Source organism: Exiguobacterium antarcticum DSM 14480 (assembly GCF_000685865.1).
GTDB lineage: Bacteria > Bacillota > Bacilli > Exiguobacteriales > Exiguobacteriaceae > Exiguobacterium_A > Exiguobacterium_A antarcticum.
The window spans coordinates 27097-43856 of sequence record NZ_JMKS01000004.1 but is presented as its reverse complement, the minus strand read 5'-3'; the positions used below and the strand labels follow the sequence as shown (position 1 = coordinate 43856).

The 16760-nt window shown below is 46.6% G+C and carries 15 protein-coding genes and 1 pseudogene; 9 read left to right on the top strand and 7 right to left on the bottom strand.

Annotated features, from left to right (window positions below; translation table 11 throughout):
• Positions 1–54: 54 nt before the first annotated feature.
• Positions 55–1839, bottom strand: coding sequence for a glycoside hydrolase family 13 protein (locus tag P404_RS0110790; RefSeq protein WP_026830759.1), 1785 nt, complete (start codon positions 1837–1839; stop codon positions 55–57).
• A gap of 203 nt (positions 1840–2042) precedes the next feature.
• On the opposite strand from P404_RS0110790, the gene P404_RS0110785 reads away from it, so the two are divergent.
• Complete coding sequence (locus P404_RS0110785; protein WP_026830758.1) at positions 2043–2756, top strand: YebC/PmpR family DNA-binding transcriptional regulator; 714 nt, start codon at positions 2043–2045, stop codon at positions 2754–2756.
• A gap of 291 nt (positions 2757–3047) precedes the next feature.
• The gene (locus tag P404_RS0110780; protein WP_014970522.1) at positions 3048–3341 is read left to right on the top strand and encodes a hypothetical protein; all 294 of its coding nucleotides are present in this window, start codon (positions 3048–3050) and stop codon (positions 3339–3341) included.
• 140 nt (positions 3342–3481) lie between these two features.
• On the opposite strand, the pseudogene P404_RS19190 reads toward P404_RS0110780, so the two are convergent.
• Both P404_RS19190 and P404_RS0110765 read right to left on the bottom strand, forming a co-directional pair.
• Positions 3482–3772, bottom strand: a pseudogene (locus P404_RS19190) (transposase); the annotation flags it as partial.
• A 269-nt stretch (positions 3773–4041) separates the two neighbouring features.
• Positions 4042–4320: a hypothetical protein gene (locus tag P404_RS0110765; protein ID WP_026830755.1), complete on the bottom strand. Its 279-nt coding sequence runs from the start codon at positions 4318–4320 to the stop codon at positions 4042–4044.
• Positions 4321–4662: 342 nt separating this feature from the next.
• On the opposite strand from P404_RS0110765, the gene P404_RS0110760 reads away from it, so the two are divergent.
• The 7 genes from P404_RS0110760 to mnhG are packed head-to-tail and all read left to right on the top strand — an operon-like array spanning position 4663 to position 10449.
• Complete coding sequence (locus P404_RS0110760) at positions 4663–7068, top strand: Na+/H+ antiporter subunit A (RefSeq protein WP_026830754.1); 2406 nt, start codon at positions 4663–4665, stop codon at positions 7066–7068.
• A complete protein-coding gene (locus P404_RS0110755) occupies positions 7065–7505 on the top strand; it encodes a Na(+)/H(+) antiporter subunit B (protein ID WP_014970524.1) in 441 nt (146 codons plus the stop codon). Before P404_RS0110760 ends, P404_RS0110755 begins: the two co-directional genes overlap by 4 nt.
• A 3-nt stretch (positions 7506–7508) precedes the next feature.
• Complete coding sequence (locus tag P404_RS0110750; protein ID WP_014970525.1) at positions 7509–7850, top strand: Na(+)/H(+) antiporter subunit C; 342 nt, start codon at positions 7509–7511, stop codon at positions 7848–7850.
• On the top strand, positions 7843–9327 hold the full coding sequence (locus P404_RS0110745) for a Na+/H+ antiporter subunit D (RefSeq protein ID WP_014970526.1): 1485 nt from the start codon (positions 7843–7845) through the stop codon (positions 9325–9327). The genes P404_RS0110750 and P404_RS0110745 overlap by 8 nt, the downstream gene beginning before the upstream one ends.
• A 3-nt stretch (positions 9328–9330) precedes the next feature.
• Positions 9331–9807, top strand: a complete 477-nt coding sequence (locus tag P404_RS0110740; protein ID WP_026830752.1) for a Na+/H+ antiporter subunit E — start codon at positions 9331–9333, stop codon at positions 9805–9807.
• The gene (locus tag P404_RS0110735; RefSeq protein ID WP_014970528.1) at positions 9807–10091 is read left to right on the top strand and encodes a Na(+)/H(+) antiporter subunit F1; all 285 of its coding nucleotides are present in this window, start codon (positions 9807–9809) and stop codon (positions 10089–10091) included. Before P404_RS0110740 ends, P404_RS0110735 begins: the two co-directional genes overlap by 1 nt.
• Positions 10075–10449 (top strand): monovalent cation/H(+) antiporter subunit G, encoded by a 375-nt coding sequence (mnhG, locus tag P404_RS0110730; RefSeq protein ID WP_014970529.1) that lies wholly within the window; start codon positions 10075–10077, stop codon positions 10447–10449. Before P404_RS0110735 ends, mnhG begins: the two co-directional genes overlap by 17 nt.
• A gap of 75 nt (positions 10450–10524) precedes the next feature.
• On the opposite strand, the gene P404_RS0110725 is transcribed toward mnhG, so the two are convergent.
• From P404_RS0110725 to P404_RS0110710, 4 genes are all read right to left on the bottom strand, one after another.
• Positions 10525–10971: an Rrf2 family transcriptional regulator gene (locus tag P404_RS0110725; protein ID WP_026830751.1), complete on the bottom strand. Its 447-nt coding sequence runs from the start codon at positions 10969–10971 to the stop codon at positions 10525–10527.
• 207 nt (positions 10972–11178) lie between these two features.
• Positions 11179–12072, bottom strand: coding sequence for a glycerophosphodiester phosphodiesterase (locus tag P404_RS0110720; protein ID WP_026830750.1), 894 nt, complete (start codon positions 12070–12072; stop codon positions 11179–11181).
• A gap of 193 nt (positions 12073–12265) precedes the next feature.
• On the bottom strand, positions 12266–13519 hold the full coding sequence (gene odhB, locus P404_RS0110715) for a 2-oxoglutarate dehydrogenase complex dihydrolipoyllysine-residue succinyltransferase (RefSeq protein ID WP_034774420.1): 1254 nt from the start codon (positions 13517–13519) through the stop codon (positions 12266–12268).
• Positions 13520–13573: 54 nt separating this feature from the next.
• A complete protein-coding gene (locus P404_RS0110710) occupies positions 13574–16435 on the bottom strand; it encodes a 2-oxoglutarate dehydrogenase E1 component (protein ID WP_026830748.1) in 2862 nt (953 codons plus the stop codon).
• Between the last annotated feature and the right edge of the window lie 325 nt (positions 16436–16760).

The following is a 16760-nucleotide window of genomic DNA, read 5'->3' as shown; positions in this document are numbered from 1 at the left end:
CTCAAAAAAAGCATCCATCATGGGAAAATCCCTGAGCGGATGCTTTTCGTTTGTTCATGAAGATTGTACTTGAAGTATCTTTCCAGATACAGGAGGAACGACAACCGTTTTTGCAGACGGACGTTCTTCTAACAAATCAATCGTCGGTTCGTCGAAGGTAAAGTCGATGGCTTCCGGTCCGTTATTAAACAAAATCAAATACGTTGCCTGATTGGTCTGGCGACGGATGACAAAACTGGCCGTTTCATCGTTTAACCGTTCGAATTGATACGTCCCTGCATTGGCAAGACCTGGGTGTTGTTTCCGTAGAGCAATCAAACGTTTGACATACGCCAGCAGTGCCGTATCCTGCTCCGCCGGGTCCCAGACCATACACTTTCGGTTATCCGGATCTTGACCACCCGTCAGACCAATTTCATCACCGTAATAAATGACCGGACTTCCCGTGAACGTCAAAAGAGACAACATCAGCAGTTTCATCCGTTCGTGGTTCCCGTTCGCTCGTGTCAAGGCGCGCGGGGTGTCGTGCGAATCGACTAAGTTGAACATCACCTCGTTGACATTCATCGTATTCCCGTTGAGATTTCGAACGACCGCGTGGCTGAATGCCGTAGCCTTCGTCTCGTTTGTCGCAAAGAATGTAAGAAAGGCTTCCGTCAGTCCATAGTTCATGACGGCATCAAATTGATCGCCAAGCAACCATTCCTGAGAATCCGTCCAACACTCCCCTACGATGTATGCTTCTGGATTGGCAGTGCGTACCGCGGTCCGGAATTCTCGCCAAAACGCATGATCGACCTCACTCGCTACATCCAGTCGCCAACCATCGACCTGAAACTCTTCAACCCAGTATCGTCCGACCTTCAATAAATAGTCTTTGACATCTGGATGGGCTGTATTTAATTTAGGCATGTTTGGTTCAAAAGCAAACACTTCATAGTTTGGTTCTGGCGTCGTTTGGATCGGAAATTCGTCAATCATGAACCAGTTAGCATATTTCGACTCTTTTCCATATTTCATGACATCTTGAAACGCCGGATGATCGACACTGACATGGTTAAAGACGGCATCAAGCAGAATCCGGATTCCATTGTCATGAAGCAACTGGACCATTTCTCGGAACGTCTCTTCTGTCCCGAAACTCGGATCCAGTCGTAAGTAATCGAGCGTATCGTATTTATGGTTAGAAGGTGCCACGAAAATCGGACAGAAATAAATGCCTGTGACCCCAAGGGCTTTCAAGTAGTCAATATGATCAATCACCCCTTGAAAGTCACCACCAAAATGATTATCAAAGGCAGGGGCTTCCGCTCCCCAAGCAATCGTTCCAGGTCGATCATTCGCCGGATCACCGTTCGCAAACCGATCCGGGAAGATTTGATACCAAACCGTGTCCTTTACCCACTTAGGTGCGTCAAACACATCCACCGCATTGATATACGGAACGGCAAAATAATATCCGGGATGATCGAGTGGCAATTCGTCATACCAACCACGCTCCGTATAGACGGCAGACGTTTCCCCCGCATTGACTTTGAATCCATAACGGACACGTTTTTTCGCCGGTTTAATGGCCACGAACCAATAATCATGGGTCGCATCCGATCCGGAGAACGTCATCTCCGTCGTCGTCGTTTTCCAGAACTTCTCTTTGTTTGGATCGAAATTCCAGTCACGGTCTTCTTCTTTTTCCGCGTCCCATTCATACGGATCCCCATGGACCAACTCGACACGATCCAAATCTCCTTTGGCGGACATCAAACGGATGTGGACGGTCTCCTGATCATACTTATACACATACGGCGACAAGGCACGGTGGAATACTGCTGCTCTGTTCATCTCTCTTCACCCTTCCAAACACTAGATTTCATCTCCTGTTACTTCCCAATTTCCGACTACCTGTAAACGTCAATCTTGAAAAAACACTACTGCCCTCACCTTTTCAGTTCAGAAATCAACAACTTATGAGGTATACTGAGAAAGCAGAGGGAACCAGCAAGTTCCTAACTAAATCGAAGTCATGTGAAAGCGAGTGGATTCTGATGGGTCGTAAATGGAATAATATTAAAGAAAAAAAGGCGTCGAAAGACAAAAATACAAGCCGGGTCTATGCCAAATTCGGTCGTGAAATTTATGTGGCTGCCAAACAAGGCGAACCGGATCCTGAATCGAATCAGGCGCTAAAGGTCGTCCTCGAACGGGCTAAAACATACAGCGTTCCACGGGCAATCGTCGATCGGGCGATTGAAAAAGCAAAAGGTGGCGCTGAAGAGAACTTTGATGTGTTGCGTTATGAAGGATTTGGTCCAAGTGGCTCGATGGTCATCGTCGAGACGTTGACGAATAATGTCAACCGGACTGCTTCTGATGTACGTGCTGCTTTTGGAAAAAACGGCGGGAACATGGGTGTCAGTGGATCGGTTGCTTATATGTTTGATGCGACAGCCATTTTTGCCTTCGAAGGGAAAACGGCCGACGATATTCTTGAGTTGATGATGGAAGCCGATCTGGATGTCCGTGATATTTTAGAGGAAGACGAGTCGGTCATCATCTATGCGGAACCAGAACAGTTTCATGCCGTTCAAGAATGCTTAAAAGAAGCCGGTATCACAGAATTTTCAGTTGCGGAACTCGTGATGCTTGCCCAAAACGAAGTCACATTATCAGAAGAAGATGTCCAACAGTTCGAAAAAATGATTGATGCCTTAGAAGATCTGGAAGATGTCCAACAGGTATACCATAACGTCGAATTATGACGTCTTACACGTAGGCAAAGTTCTGTATTCGAGCTTTGCCTTTTTTGATGCCTTCATGACAAAAAGAGCTTGTCCGCTCTTTTTGTCAGTATTCCAGCTGACGCCTAGCTGTCTCGCTAGTCACGCGCTGTCTAATTGTACGATAACCTATGGAACGCGTTTCATAGCAACACTAAAAAAGATTCTTTTAAAAGGTTTGATTCTTCTATATAATGGGAAAAGAGATATTCGATACGGATTTGCGATTGATCGTTAGGTCCCATGCGCTTTTTCACATAAGGAGGAACTTGTATGTCTTACTCATTGATAGAAACCTTTAAACGAATCGTAAGCGAAGCAAATCGCTTTACCCGAGTTGATTTCGGTGGTTACGATATTTATATGCAAACGAACGATGGACGAACGATTACAGCTAAAATCCGCTTTGACGGTGGCGGTCAGGATCAAAATGAAGCCTACCTGCTGCTTGAATCAAGCACAGGTCATAGCCGCATGACGACTCTTACCCTGCATCAATTTGAACACCTGTCTTCCTACACGGCACACAGCGAGCGTATTCAGTCGCTTGTATCGACGAGTGCCTGAATAACGTTTACAGAACAACACGCTCTCCCAGGAGAGCGTGTTTCAGATCGTAGACAAACCCTCATTTCAACGTTGAAATGAGGGTTTGTCTTATGTAGTCGTAAAAAGTGATGTTGAAAACAAGGATTCCCACCGGAATCCCATGACCAGTTCGCCAATTTTTTGAGGTTCAGGGCACTAAAAGTAAACATCTCTTGTAGCGTTGTTTTTTTCAGACCACGACATCGGGCCCAACGCATGCCATGCTTTTCTTTTGCGTCTGCGAAGACACGTTCGATGGTCTCCTGTCGTTTTCGATACAATGCCCGGTTCACAGAAGTATGCCGCAAATGCTCCACCTCATCCATTGCTTCCTGCCAGATATGGCGTAGGATCATTTTTTTATTCTCTTGGCTCTTCGTGCACTGTGAAAGAAAAGAGCGCGACGGACAATCTTTTTCTTCTTGAACTTCCGTTTATTTGCGTTCGCCTTGTTGTCTGTGGAATCCATGAATAGGACCGAAGGGTCCACGAACCCAGCTTCGACACCTTGTGAGAGGATACGATAAAAGATGGTTTCGAACACATCCGTGTCCTGAAACCGCCGGACGTAATTTTTTCCGAAAGTAGAGAAATGAGGAACTTTCTCATCCAGTCCGATTAAGAGAAAAACCACTACTTTGTCTTCAGTCTGACACGCTCTCCTGTGAGAGCGTATTTTTTATTGATTTTCTTCTTTTTCTAATCGTTCCAGTTCCGCATGTGTTTGTGGGAAACCATTGGCTTGCCAGTCTGCACGATGAATCGAATCCAGTTGCGTCAGACCCACTTCCGTTTCATCCGTCTTGGCATCGATACTCGGACGTTGATCGAGTTTAGCTGAATGACTGATATCCTGGTCCTGAGCATTCGAGCAACTTTGTTTATACCGCTGAATCACTAACACGGATACAGCAACTATTCCACCGACGATTAATCCTTGTTTAAATGTTTTTCTCATGACGACACCTCTATTTACTGGATTTTTATACTTGAATGCTTTTCCCTTAAACCCAATCAGGTAATCAACATGACTCTAAAAATATTTTTTTGAAAGTTTTTCACTGTTTTTCTGCCGTGTTCCTACATATTTAATAATTCGCTCAAAAACCGCGTTCCTGCACTAAATCAAAAAGGTTCGGGTCATGCAGAGACAGGAAATGTACGTTATACTTTTAACAGAAGCTTCACGAAAATCGAATGTCTATGTTGAAGAGGACACGTCACAAGCCATACTTGCCGCTTGCGTACAACGTCCTTCTTTCATTTTTTCGATTGTATTACATCATAAGGAGGGAATCATGTGTCTTTGCTTCATTTGGCAATCTTGTTGCCGTTACTTGTAAGTCTCTTCATTCCGCTTCTCTATAAGAAGATTCCATCCGTACATACAGGATGGTTCGTTCTGCTCGTTCCACTTACGTTAGTCGTCTACTTCAGTCAGTACATCAGTCAGACAATGGCTGGAAAACCGGTAGTCGCAACGATGAACTGGATTCCATCGCTCGACATCAACTTCGTCGCCTACGTCGACGGTCTTGGTCTGTTGTTCGCATTATTGATTACCGGAATCGGTTCACTGGTCGTGCTTTATTCCGTCTATTACCTGGATCCGAAAAAAGAAGCGTTACACAACTTTTATGTCTACCTGCTTCTTTTCATGACCGCAATGCTTGGAATTGTCTTATCGAACAATATGATCGTCATGTATCTCTTTTGGGAACTGACATCGATTTCTTCATTCTTGTTGATTGGATATTGGTACGAACGTGAACGTTCTCGATACGGTGCCCAAAAATCGATGCTGATCACTGTCTTTGGTGGTTTATCGATGCTCGGCGGGATTTCAATTTTATCGTTACTGTCCGGTTCGTTTAGCATCCGTGAATCGCTCGCAACCGTCAGTACGTATAATGGGGATCCACTCTTTACGGTCGCCCTCGTCCTGTTTTTACTGGCGGCCTTCACGAAATCTGCTCAGTTTCCATTCCATATCTGGTTACCGGACGCGATGGAGGCACCCACTCCAGTCAGTGCCTATCTCCACTCAGCAACGATGGTCAAAGCCGGTCTCTATCTGGTCGCCCGGATGAGTCCGATCTTTGCTGAGACACCGTTGTGGTTTTATCTTGTATCCGGTGTCGGAATGTTCACACTTTTCTGGGGGTCGTTAAACGCCGTCAAACAAGTCGACTTAAAAGCCATCTTAGCCTATTCGACGATTTCGCAACTCGGTCTCATCATGTCACTGCTTGGATTAGGAGCGGCCGCTTTACAGGTTGACATCCTTCCCGACAGTCTCTACACGATTGCGACGGTCGCCGCTGTCTTCCACCTCATCAACCATGCCACGTTTAAAGGAAGTTTGTTCATGATGGCGGGCATCGTTGATCATGAAACGGGCACACGTGATATTCGAAAACTCGGTGGGTTGTCCCAACTGATGCCGGTGACGTTTACGATTGCAACCATCGGGACCTTATCGATGGCGGGTGTCCCTCCATTCAATGGTTTTTTAAGTAAAGAGATGTTTTTGACCGGTGTCCTTGAAGTGTCCCGATCAGGACTGTTTCATCTGGATACGTTCGGTCTTTTATTCCCGTTTTTCGCAGTCGTCGGGAGTATGTTCACGTTTGTCTACAGTATCTTGATTGTCTACCGCACGTTTCTTGGACGAAAAAAACTCGAACAACTTCCGAAAAAACCGCACGAAGCACCGATTGGCATGTTACTCGCTCCACTCGTTCTTGTTTCCCTCGTCGTTTTGATTGGATTGTTCCCGAACTTACTTTCGAACACGCTGATTCGTCCTGCAGTCGAAGCGATTCTACCGAAAGTCGTTGCTGAAGGGGGCTCGATTTCAGTTGACATCAAGCTCTGGCATGGGTTTAATCTGGAACTCTTTTTGACGCTTCTCATCATTTCGGTCGGCACGCTGCTATTCTTGACGTTGCCGAAATGGTCTACACTTTACAACCGGATGCCAACAAGCGTCTCGTTGAATCATCAGTATGATGGATTGCTGCGCCGGGGGGAACACGCCTCAACCGCCATCCATGATACCGTCATGACCGGTTATATGCGCTCCTACCTGGTCTATATCTTCGGCTTCATCGTCGTCCTCGTCTTATCGAGCATGTATTTCCTCGATGCCTTTAAATTCGATGTCGACCCACTCAGCACGGTGCATGCTTATGAAGTCGTCTTGGCACTTGTTTTGGTCGGTAGCGCCTTGTCGATCACGTTTGCGCGATCCCGTTTGACATCGATCATCTTGCTTGGTGTCGTTGGCTATACGGTCGCCTTGTTCTTCGTCTTATTCCGGGCACCTGACCTCGCTTTGACACAACTTGTCATCGAGACCGTTTCCGTCGCACTGTTCCTGCTTGTGTTTTATCATATGCCGGAAATCAGCCGAAAAGAAGAACGAATCAAATTTAAACTCGGGAACGCTGCGATTTCTGCGCTCGTCGGATTAAGTGTCACGTTGGTTGCACTCGCTTCGCTCAGTCAGCGCTCATTCGCTTCGATTGCCCAGTACTACATTGATAACGTCGCTGATTTAGCAGCAGGTGGAAACATGGTCAACGTCATCTTAGTCGACTTCCGTGGATTTGATACGTTATTTGAGATCAGTGTCTTAGCGATTGCCGGACTCGGTATTTATGCGATGATCAATTTCCGGAAGACGGGAGGAATCGACAAATGAAAAGTCCCATGAAAAAACACACGAACGACGTCATCCTAGAATCATCTACGACGTTCATCACCTTCATTATTTTCTTGTTTGCCGTTTATCTGTTTTTCGCCGGTCATTACACACCGGGTGGCGGCTTCATCGGGGGGCTTGTCACAGCTTCCGCACTCGTTTTAGTTTTGTTAGCCTTTGACATCCAGACACTCCGGCAGATCTTACCGGTCGACTACAAACAGATGACGGCGATCGGCATGTTGATTTCTGTTTTGACGGCTTCTGGTGCCTTGTTGTTCAATGTACCGTTCTTTACACACGCCCACGATTACTTCAACTTACCGTTGTTTGGAAAAACGTCCTTACACACGGCAATGTTGTTTGATTTAGGTGTTTATCTCGTCGTCGTCGGTGTGACGATGACGATCATTCAAACGATTGGGGAGAGTGATTAACGCATGGAGATCATCATGGCGATCGCTGCAGGCATCTTAACGATGTGTGCCGTCTATCTCATTCTTTCAAAAAGTATCTTACGTATCATCATCGGTACCGGCCTTCTCAGTCATGCGGCCCATCTGCTTGTCATGACGATGGGCGGACTGAAAACGGGCGCCGCTCCCGTCATCAAGGACGGCGTCACCCAGTATACCGATCCACTCCCACAGGCTCTTGTCTTAACGGCAATCGTCATCAGTTTCGGTGTGACTGCATTTTTCCTCGTGCTCGCCTACCGGGCCTATCAAGAACTGGGTACAGACAATCTCGAGGAAATGAAAGGAACCGATACGCATGATTAATTTACCGTTATTACCGATTTTGATTCCACTGATCACCGGTGTCATCTTGATGTTGTTCCCGGATCGACTGCGCCTACAACGGACGCTCTCTTTTGGCTCAACCCTCGTGACCATCGCTGCGGCCGCTTATCTGATTTACAGTGTCCGGCAGCAAGGGATTTTGACGGTGACGCTTGGCAGTTGGCCGGCACCATTTGGCATCACCCTTGTCTCTGACATGTTATCCGCCCTGCTTGTCTTTACGACTAGCCTGCTTGTCTTTTTTGTCGTCTGGTATTCCATCTATTACCTGTCCGATTTACATCAACGTTTTTATTACTACATCGCCGTCCAATTTTTACTCGTCGGGGTCAATGGTGCCTTTACGACAGGTGATATTTTTAACATGTTCGTCTTTTTTGAAGTCTTCTTGATCTCGTCTTACGTCTTGATTGTACTGGGAGGAAAACCGGCTCAGTTACGCGAATCGTTGAAGTATCTCTTGATCAACGTCATCTCATCCGCCTTGTTCGTCATGACCGTCGCCTTTTTATACGGTGTCATCGGTTCACTGAGCATGGCCGACATCTCGCAAAAGATCACGGAAATCGATCAACCTGGTATTCTCAGTGTCATCGCGATTCTGTTCTTGATTGTCTTCGGTTTAAAGGGAGCCATCTTTCCCTTGTATTTTTGGCTTCCTGGTTCCTACCAAGTGCCTCCAACGCCCGTCCTCGCTTTATTCGGGGCACTGTTGACGAAAGTTGGAGTCTACGGGATCTTGCGGACGTACAGTCTGTTTTTCTCCCATCAGCCTGAATTCACGCATCAGATTCTCGGTTGGCTTGCGCTTGCAACGATTCTGATTGGAGTGATTGGTGCCCTCGCAACCCGAGACGTCAAACAGATCTTAATCTACAACATCATCGTAGCTGTCGGCGTCATTTTATATGGCGTATCCGTCATGACGCGGCAGTCGCTCGAAGGTGCTGTCTTTTACCTGATCCATGACATGCTGATCAAGGCAGCTTTGTTCTTATTGATTGGCGTCATGATCGGAATTGCCGGATCCAGTAAGTTGAAGGATATGGGCGGTATGATCAAAGACTATCCGTTGCTCGGTTGGACGTATTTCATCGCCGCGTTGTCTCTGGCTGGCATTCCGCCACTGAGTGGTTTCATCGGAAAGCTTCTCATCGTCCGAGGTGGCTTTGAGGCCGGAGACCTTGTCGGACCGTTCATCGTCTTGATTTCGAGTTTACTTGTTCTCTATTCCGTCATGCAAATCTTCATTCGCGGATTTTGGGGAACACCAAAGACCTACACCGGACCGAAACGCCACCTGCTCAAACAATTGATGACACCAGCGATTTTACTCGTCGCCATTACGGTCGTGTATGGTGTAGGCGCTGAAGCGGTTCGTCCGTTTATTTCTCAAGCGGTCGATCCACTTGTCGATCCGTCGATTTATATCCAAGCTGTCTTGAAGGGAGATTAATCAATGTCATTCCAGTTATTACTCAATATCTTGTTGGCATTTCTCTGGATGTTTCTCGCCAACTCCTTTTCTACTTCATCGTTTATCATCGGCTATCTGTTAGGTTTGCTTGCGATGTTTGCCATGCGCCGGGGATTCAGCAACCGTTTTTATCTCGGACCGTTCATCGCGCTGATCCGTTTGTTTTTCCGGTTTTTATACGAGCTGGTCGTCGCGAATCTCGAAGTCTTGTCGATCATCCTCAAACCAAAACTTGATATCAAACCGGGTATCTTCGCGTATGAGACGGCACTCGAGCATAATTGGCAAGTCACCTTGCTATCGATGCTGATCACGTTGACACCCGGGACACTCGTCGTCGATATTTCAGACGACAATAAAACACTTTATATCCATGCCCTGCACATGCCAGAAGCGGATGAAGCCGTCTCCTCCATCCGGAACAGTTTTGAAAAAGCTATTTTGGAGGTGAGTCGATAATGCTAGAGACGATTTTATTCATCGCTTTAGGTGGTGTCTTCTTATCGATGCTTGGCTTATTTTACCGGGTCATTAAAGGACCTTCAGTCGCCGACCGGGTCATTGCCCTGGATTCAATCGGTATCAGTCTGATTTCTGTCGTCGGATTGGTATCCATCATTCTCCGGACAAGTGACTATCTCGAAGTCATCTTGTTGATCGGAATCTTAGCGTTCATCGGTACTGTCGCCTTCTCTAAATTCATTGAGAAAGGAGAGATCATCGAACGTGATCGCAATCAGTGATATCTTTGTAGCCGCCTTTGCCTTGATCGGGACTTTTTTCAGTCTTGTAACTGCACTGGGTCTCATTCGGCTACCCGACTTATATACCCGTGCCCATGCCGCATCCAAAAGTGCGACGCTTGGGGTGATGAGTATCCTGATCAGTGTCATCATTTATTTTGTCGCTGAAGACGGTTTCTTCTCGTCCCGCGTCTTACTTGGTATTTTTTTTGTATTGATTACCGCCCCGATTGGTGGCCATTTAATTGCGCGTGCTGCCTATTATAGCGATGTTCCCTTATGGAAGGGATCCGTCCAAGATGATTTGGCGAAAAACCCGGAACACGTCAATCCTAAAAAACGATCGACCCGAAAATAAACAATCGAAAAAGACATCATCTTCCGAATGGGTTCGGAAAAGATGATGTCTTTTTTGTCTCGTTCACCTTACTTCTCATGAATGAACGGACGACGGTGATGAGGAAAACAAAAGTGTCAACTCGTCCTTGTTCTCAACGAGTTCCGCTAATGTATGCTGTTCAAGTTCTTTTAAAAAGGCACGTAAAGCTCGCCCGAGAATCCCTTTTAAGTGACAGCCTGGTTCAATCACACATCGACCTTCCGCTGAAAAACAGTCGACGATTTCCATCGGTTCCATTTCACGGACGACTTGTCCGATGTTGATGTCTGCCGGGTCCTTCGCGAGTCGCAGTCCACCCGTTCGTCCGCGTGTTGACTCGACATAACCGAGTTTTGTCAACTGTTGGGTCACTTTCATCAAATGATTCGATGAAATACCATAATGATTGGCAATCGTCGGCATCGGTGTTATTTCTTCCCGATGAAGACCTAGATAAATCAGGACACGTAATCCGTAATCCGTATATTGTGTGATTCGCATGTCGTTCCTCTCCATTCCCTGTTCATGAAGCTCTCTATCAGCTTTGTTCAACGCTCCTGTTTCATCGTAGCATGTCCGGCATCAATCGAACACACATTGTATGCTCTTAAAATCTTTCATTGAAGTATACGTAACCAATGAAGCCTTGGATTCATTTCAACAAAAAAAAGTCAGTATTCCTAAAAAGGAAACTGACTTTTAAACGATTCATTTCTTTTTCATGTCATATAATACTTCGTTGAAACGATCCGCATAGTTCGTAAAAACTCCCGTCACTCCATAATCGAGCATCCGTTCCATGTCGACTTTCTCGTTCACCGTGTAGGGGTGAAGCAACAGACCACGTTCCCGAATCATTGCCGTATTTTCGCGCGTCAGTCCTTTAAATGAGGGACCGAGTCCGACTGCGTATGTCTGAATTTCGTCAAGTGCCTCAGGCGTGATTGATTGGACTGTTGGTGCTTCCATCAGCTGGACGAGTGGAAAACCTTCATCAAGTGCTTTAACTTTTAATAGACTTGCTTGACTGAACGATTGAATCATGACTTGTCCCGGTTTAACACGGTCGCTGGATAGACCATGACCTTTTAATGTTTTCAGTAGTTTTTCTTCCATTCCCGGGTAAACTTCAGGTGATTTTGTTTCAATATAATAGTTCGCATGTTTGCCATATTTATCAAAAATTTCATCGAGTGTCGGAACTTGGAGTCCCTTATATTCAGCCTTCGCATAATCAGGATTCGCTGTATTGAACCAGCTCCCCGCATCGAGGCGTTTGATTTCAGCTAATGTCTTGTCTTTGACGGCACCTGTTCCGTTTGTCGTCCGATCGACCGTCTCATCGTGCATTGCAATCAATTGACCGTCCTTCGTCATCTGCAAATCGATTTCGATGTAGTCGGCTTTTAATTTTTTATGACTCAGTTGATACGCCGTCATCGTATGTTCAGGTGCATACCCGGAAGCACCTCGGTGGGCAATGTTAACGACACGATTTGGGTCGAGTAGATCATGTTTTGCATGTGCCGAAGCGTCGATACTCCCGATACTAGTTGCGGCTATTGCTCCTGTAAGTACGGTAACGCCAATCTGTTTCATCATGTTGTATTTCCCCCTTAAAAGTAACTTACAAACTGAATCTTACGTGACGACTGTGAAGGAAACATATAGTTGAGGTGAAGAAGTTTTTAGAATCGATGACAGACTTGTAATCAAACGGATCACCTGCTTATCTGAAGAGACGAAAAGAGGCGTTCTCCCTATCGTAGGAAGAACGCCTCTGTCTCAAATCGACTTATGCTTCAAAAATCAATGACTCTGGATCTTCTAACAAATCCTTGATGTGTTTTAGGAATGTCACGGCTTCTTTGCCGTCCACGATACGGTGATCGTAGGAGAGCGCCACATACATCATCGGACGATTTGCCATTCGTTCGGCGTCGATTGCAACAGGACGAAGATTAATCGCATGCATCCCGAGAATCGCGACTTGCGGTCCATTGAGGATCGGCGTCGACATCAACGAACCAAACGTCCCACCGTTTGTGATCGTAAACGTACCACCCGTCAAATCCGATAGCCCCAGTTTATTGTCACGTGCTTTGACGGCTAAACTGATGATGTCCTTTTCGATTTCACCAAAGTTCTTTTTGTCCGCGTCACGGACGACCGGAACGACTAATCCGTCTGGTGCCGATACGGCAATCCCGATATCATAGAACTTCTTAAGAACGATTTCATCCCCTTGAATTTCAGCATTCAAGTACGGCATCTTTTTCAGTGCCGCGACCGCTGCTTTCGTAAAGAACGACATGAAACCAAGCTTGACTTCGTTGTCCTTGACGAATTTTTCCTGACGGCGTTTACGTAAGGACATGACGGCAGACATATCAATTTCATTGAACGTCGTGAGCATCGCAGCTGTTTGCTGGACTTCTACTAAACGATTGGCAATCGTTTTACGACGACGAGACATCTTGATCCGCTCTTCCGGTTTTCCTGATGCCGCTTGCGTAGTTGGTGCAGGCGCTGGTGGTGGAGTCGGTTTCGCTTGTTCACGTGGAGCGACTTCGAACGTCGCGACATCCTGGACACGAATCCGGCCAAGCGGATCTTGTGTTGCAACTTGCGATAGATCAATTCCTTTTTCACGTGCCAACTTTCGAGCGGCAGGTGACGCAATCGGACGATCCGCGAGGGACGTTTTTTCTGTCGCCGCAACGGCTGCTGGTTGCTCTTTTTTCGGTTGCTCCGCAACGGGAGCTTTTGCCTGCTCTGTTGGTTGTTTGGTTTCTACTTGTGCAGGTGCTGCTTCTCCACCTGCCGTAATGATCGCAATCGTTTCACCGACACGCACGGTGTCTCCTTCAGCAGCCATGACCTCCGATAAAATCCCAGCCTCGTCGGATGGTACTTCAATGTTGACTTTATCCGTTTCTAGTTCAACAATCGCTTCTCCTTTTTCCACTTGTTCACCCGGTTGTTTTAACCATGATGCAATCGTTCCTTCTGTAATCGACTCTGCAAGTTCTGGCACTTTGATTTCCATGTTCATTCGTCCCCCTAAGACTCTTTTCGTGTTTGACCCCAAATCAGATGATACTTAGACATTCGTTTCAGAAGTAGTTGGTGTAGTCGGCTCTTCGACAGTCTGTCGCGTCAAAGCTTCTGTCAAGATTCGCGCTTGCTCGACCTTGTGTCCTGTCGGGTCACCTTCCGCCGTACTTGAACGTCGGCGACGACCGATGTAGCGGACCTGTGTGATACCGTTGATTGCGACTGACTCGAGACGCGGTTCGATATATGTCCAAGCGCCCATGTTTTTTGGTTCTTCTTGAACCCAAACGAATTCCGTGACCTGCGGGAAACGTTCCAACAAGGCTTTTAACTGTTTTGCCGGGAATGGATAAATCTCTTCAATCCGGACGATGTGTAACCAGTTGAAGTCGTCATCAGATTTCGAGACTGCTTCTGCTAGATCAATCGCCACTTTTCCACTGCAGAACACGATCCGTTCGACCTGCTCCGGTGATTGACCAAGCCCCGCCTGTTCAACGATCCGTTTGAAGGAACCGTCTGTCAGCTCCGATAAATCCGATGTGGCTAACGGATGTCGTAATAAACTTTTGGGTGTCATCACGACGAGCGGACGGACTTCGTCTTTTCCAAGAATTGCTGCTTGGCGACGGAGTAAGTGGAAATACTGTGCAGCACTCGAGACGTTGGCCACTGTCCAGTTTTTCTCACCGGACAACGATAGGAATCGTTCTAAACGTGCACTTGAGTGTTCCGGTCCTTGACCTTCATATCCGTGCGGTAACAACATGACGAGGCCGGATGTTTGACCCCATTTCGCTCGACTGGCGGAGATGAATTGATCAAAGATGACCTGACCGGAGTTCGCGAAATCCCCGTACTGGGCTTCCCACAAGACAAGTGTTTCTGGCGCAAATACGTTATAGCCATATTCAAAACCGAGAACACCTGCTTCGGATAACGGGCTATTGTAGACAGCAAATGACGCTGTTGCAGATTTTAAGCTGTGCATCGGCGAAAAGGCTTTGCCTGTCTTGACATCATTTAAGTTGATGTTCCGCTGGGCAAACGTTCCCCGCTCTGAATCCTGACCACTCAAACGAATCGGCGTCCCGTCCGAGAGAATCGAAGCGAAGGCTAACGTTTCCGCATGGCCCCAATCGATTCCATTTTTCGTCGTCAAGGCATCCGTCCGGCGTTTCAAGACTTTTTCAAGTTTATGGAACACGCTGAATCCGCTTGGCCATTCGAGCAACTGTTCGTTATACGCCATCAGTTTTTCAACTGCAACACCTGTCTCGATCGTCGGAACTCCTTTGAAGACGACATCTGGCATCACACCACCGTATTCTTTTTCAACGTTCGGCACTTTTTCACGTGCTGCTTTCATCATGTCATTGATGTCTGTTTCAATCGTCGTGATGTCTTCTTTGGTGACATCGCCTTGTTCGACAAGCTGGTTGGCGTATAACACACGTGCCGAGTCATGTTTATGAATCAACTCATATAAGACCGGGTTCGTGTTCATCGGCTCATCCATCTCGTTATGCCCGAATCGACGATAACCGATGAGATCAATCAAAATATCCTTCTGGAAGGTAGCCCGGTATTCACTCGCAAGTAAGGCGACTGCCAGACAGCTTTCCGGTTCATCTGCATTGACATGGAAAATCGGGATTTCGTATCCTTTCGCCAAATCACTCGAGTAGCGTGTCGAACGTGAATCCGTCGGTTCAGTCGTAAAGCCAATCGTATTATTGGCAATGATATGAATCGTTCCACCCGTGTTGTACCCTTTCAAGTTCGTCAGGTTCAATGTCTCAGCGACGATTCCTTGTCCCGGGAAGGCTGCATCCCCATGAATCAAGATGGCGGCTGCCTTGCCTTGTTCTTGGCGTGGTGCCCCTTTTTGGGAACGATCATCTTGTGCTGCCCGTGTAAAACCTTCGACGACAGGATCAACAAACTCGAGGTGTGATGGATTGTTCGCAAGCGTCATGCGGACGTTACTCGACTGCTGTTCCATTTTCCGATTCAACCCTAAATGATACTTGACGTCTCCTGTCCAACCGTACGTAATGCCAATGGATCCTTCTGACGGGACCAGGTCATGGTTTGGTGCATGTTGAAACTCCGCGAAGATCATTTCATACGGTTTGCCTAAGACATGCGCCAAGACGTTTAATCTTCCCCGGTGTGCCATGCCGATATTGATCGTTTCCGAACCATTCGCAATCAAATGACCCACGATCGTATCGAGCAACGATACCATCGCGTCTAAACCTTCGATTGAAAATCGTTTTTGTCCGACATATGTTTTATGCAAATATTTTTCAAAAAGATCCGTCTCAGCTAGGCGTTTGAACAATTGTTTTTTCTGATCGACTGACAATGTGGCCGTCAGCGCCCCTTGTTCAATTTTTTGCCGTAACCATTTTTTTTCATCCAAATCATCGACATGTTGGAACTCGACTGCTGCCGCTCCCGTGTATTGTGCTTTTAAATGTTCGATTCCTTCAAAAGCATCCGCCAGATGTACTGGTGGATCGGGACAAACGAGTGTCACCGGCATGCCACGTAAATCAGCTTCCGTCAGTCCGAATTGACGAAGTTCGAATAATTCCATCTCCCGCGGATGGTCTTTTAATGGATAGATGTCAGCAGCTAAATGACCTTTTGCACGAATTTGATCCGCTAATCGGCTGGCCGCCAAATATTTTTCGAAATCACCCGTCTCGACCGTTTGTTGAACGACTGGTTCAGCGACTGGCGCCCCATTTTTCTCGAAGTAACTCCGTGTCTCCTCGTCAACCGAAGAAGCATCTTCTAGAAAACGTTCATACAATTCGATGATGTACCCAAGATTGGGTCCATAAAATGTTTGTTGTTCCTGTTCCCGGCTTGCCATGTACGGTTCCCCCCGTTTCATTCATTTCACCTTCGTACTGACGTATCAGTACATTTCCAACCCTCTGCCTGTTAGCGCTTTCAAATAAAATGACATAAAAAGTCGACCATCGTTACGTTCCTCCATCAACTAGCGAATGTAACCATGACGAAGGCCTATATGTCAAAAGTGTTTGCCTTAGTTATTATATTACTACTTCTTTTAGGTCAGTGCGTTTCGAATTCCCAATTTCTCAGTCGTAAACGTATAAGTTTTTCTTATGACTGTACCCTTTGTTCTTTATGAATCAAACGTTTCTAAGGAGAAAAGGACTTTCCACCTAAAAAAATCAAGTTTTCTTCCCTCC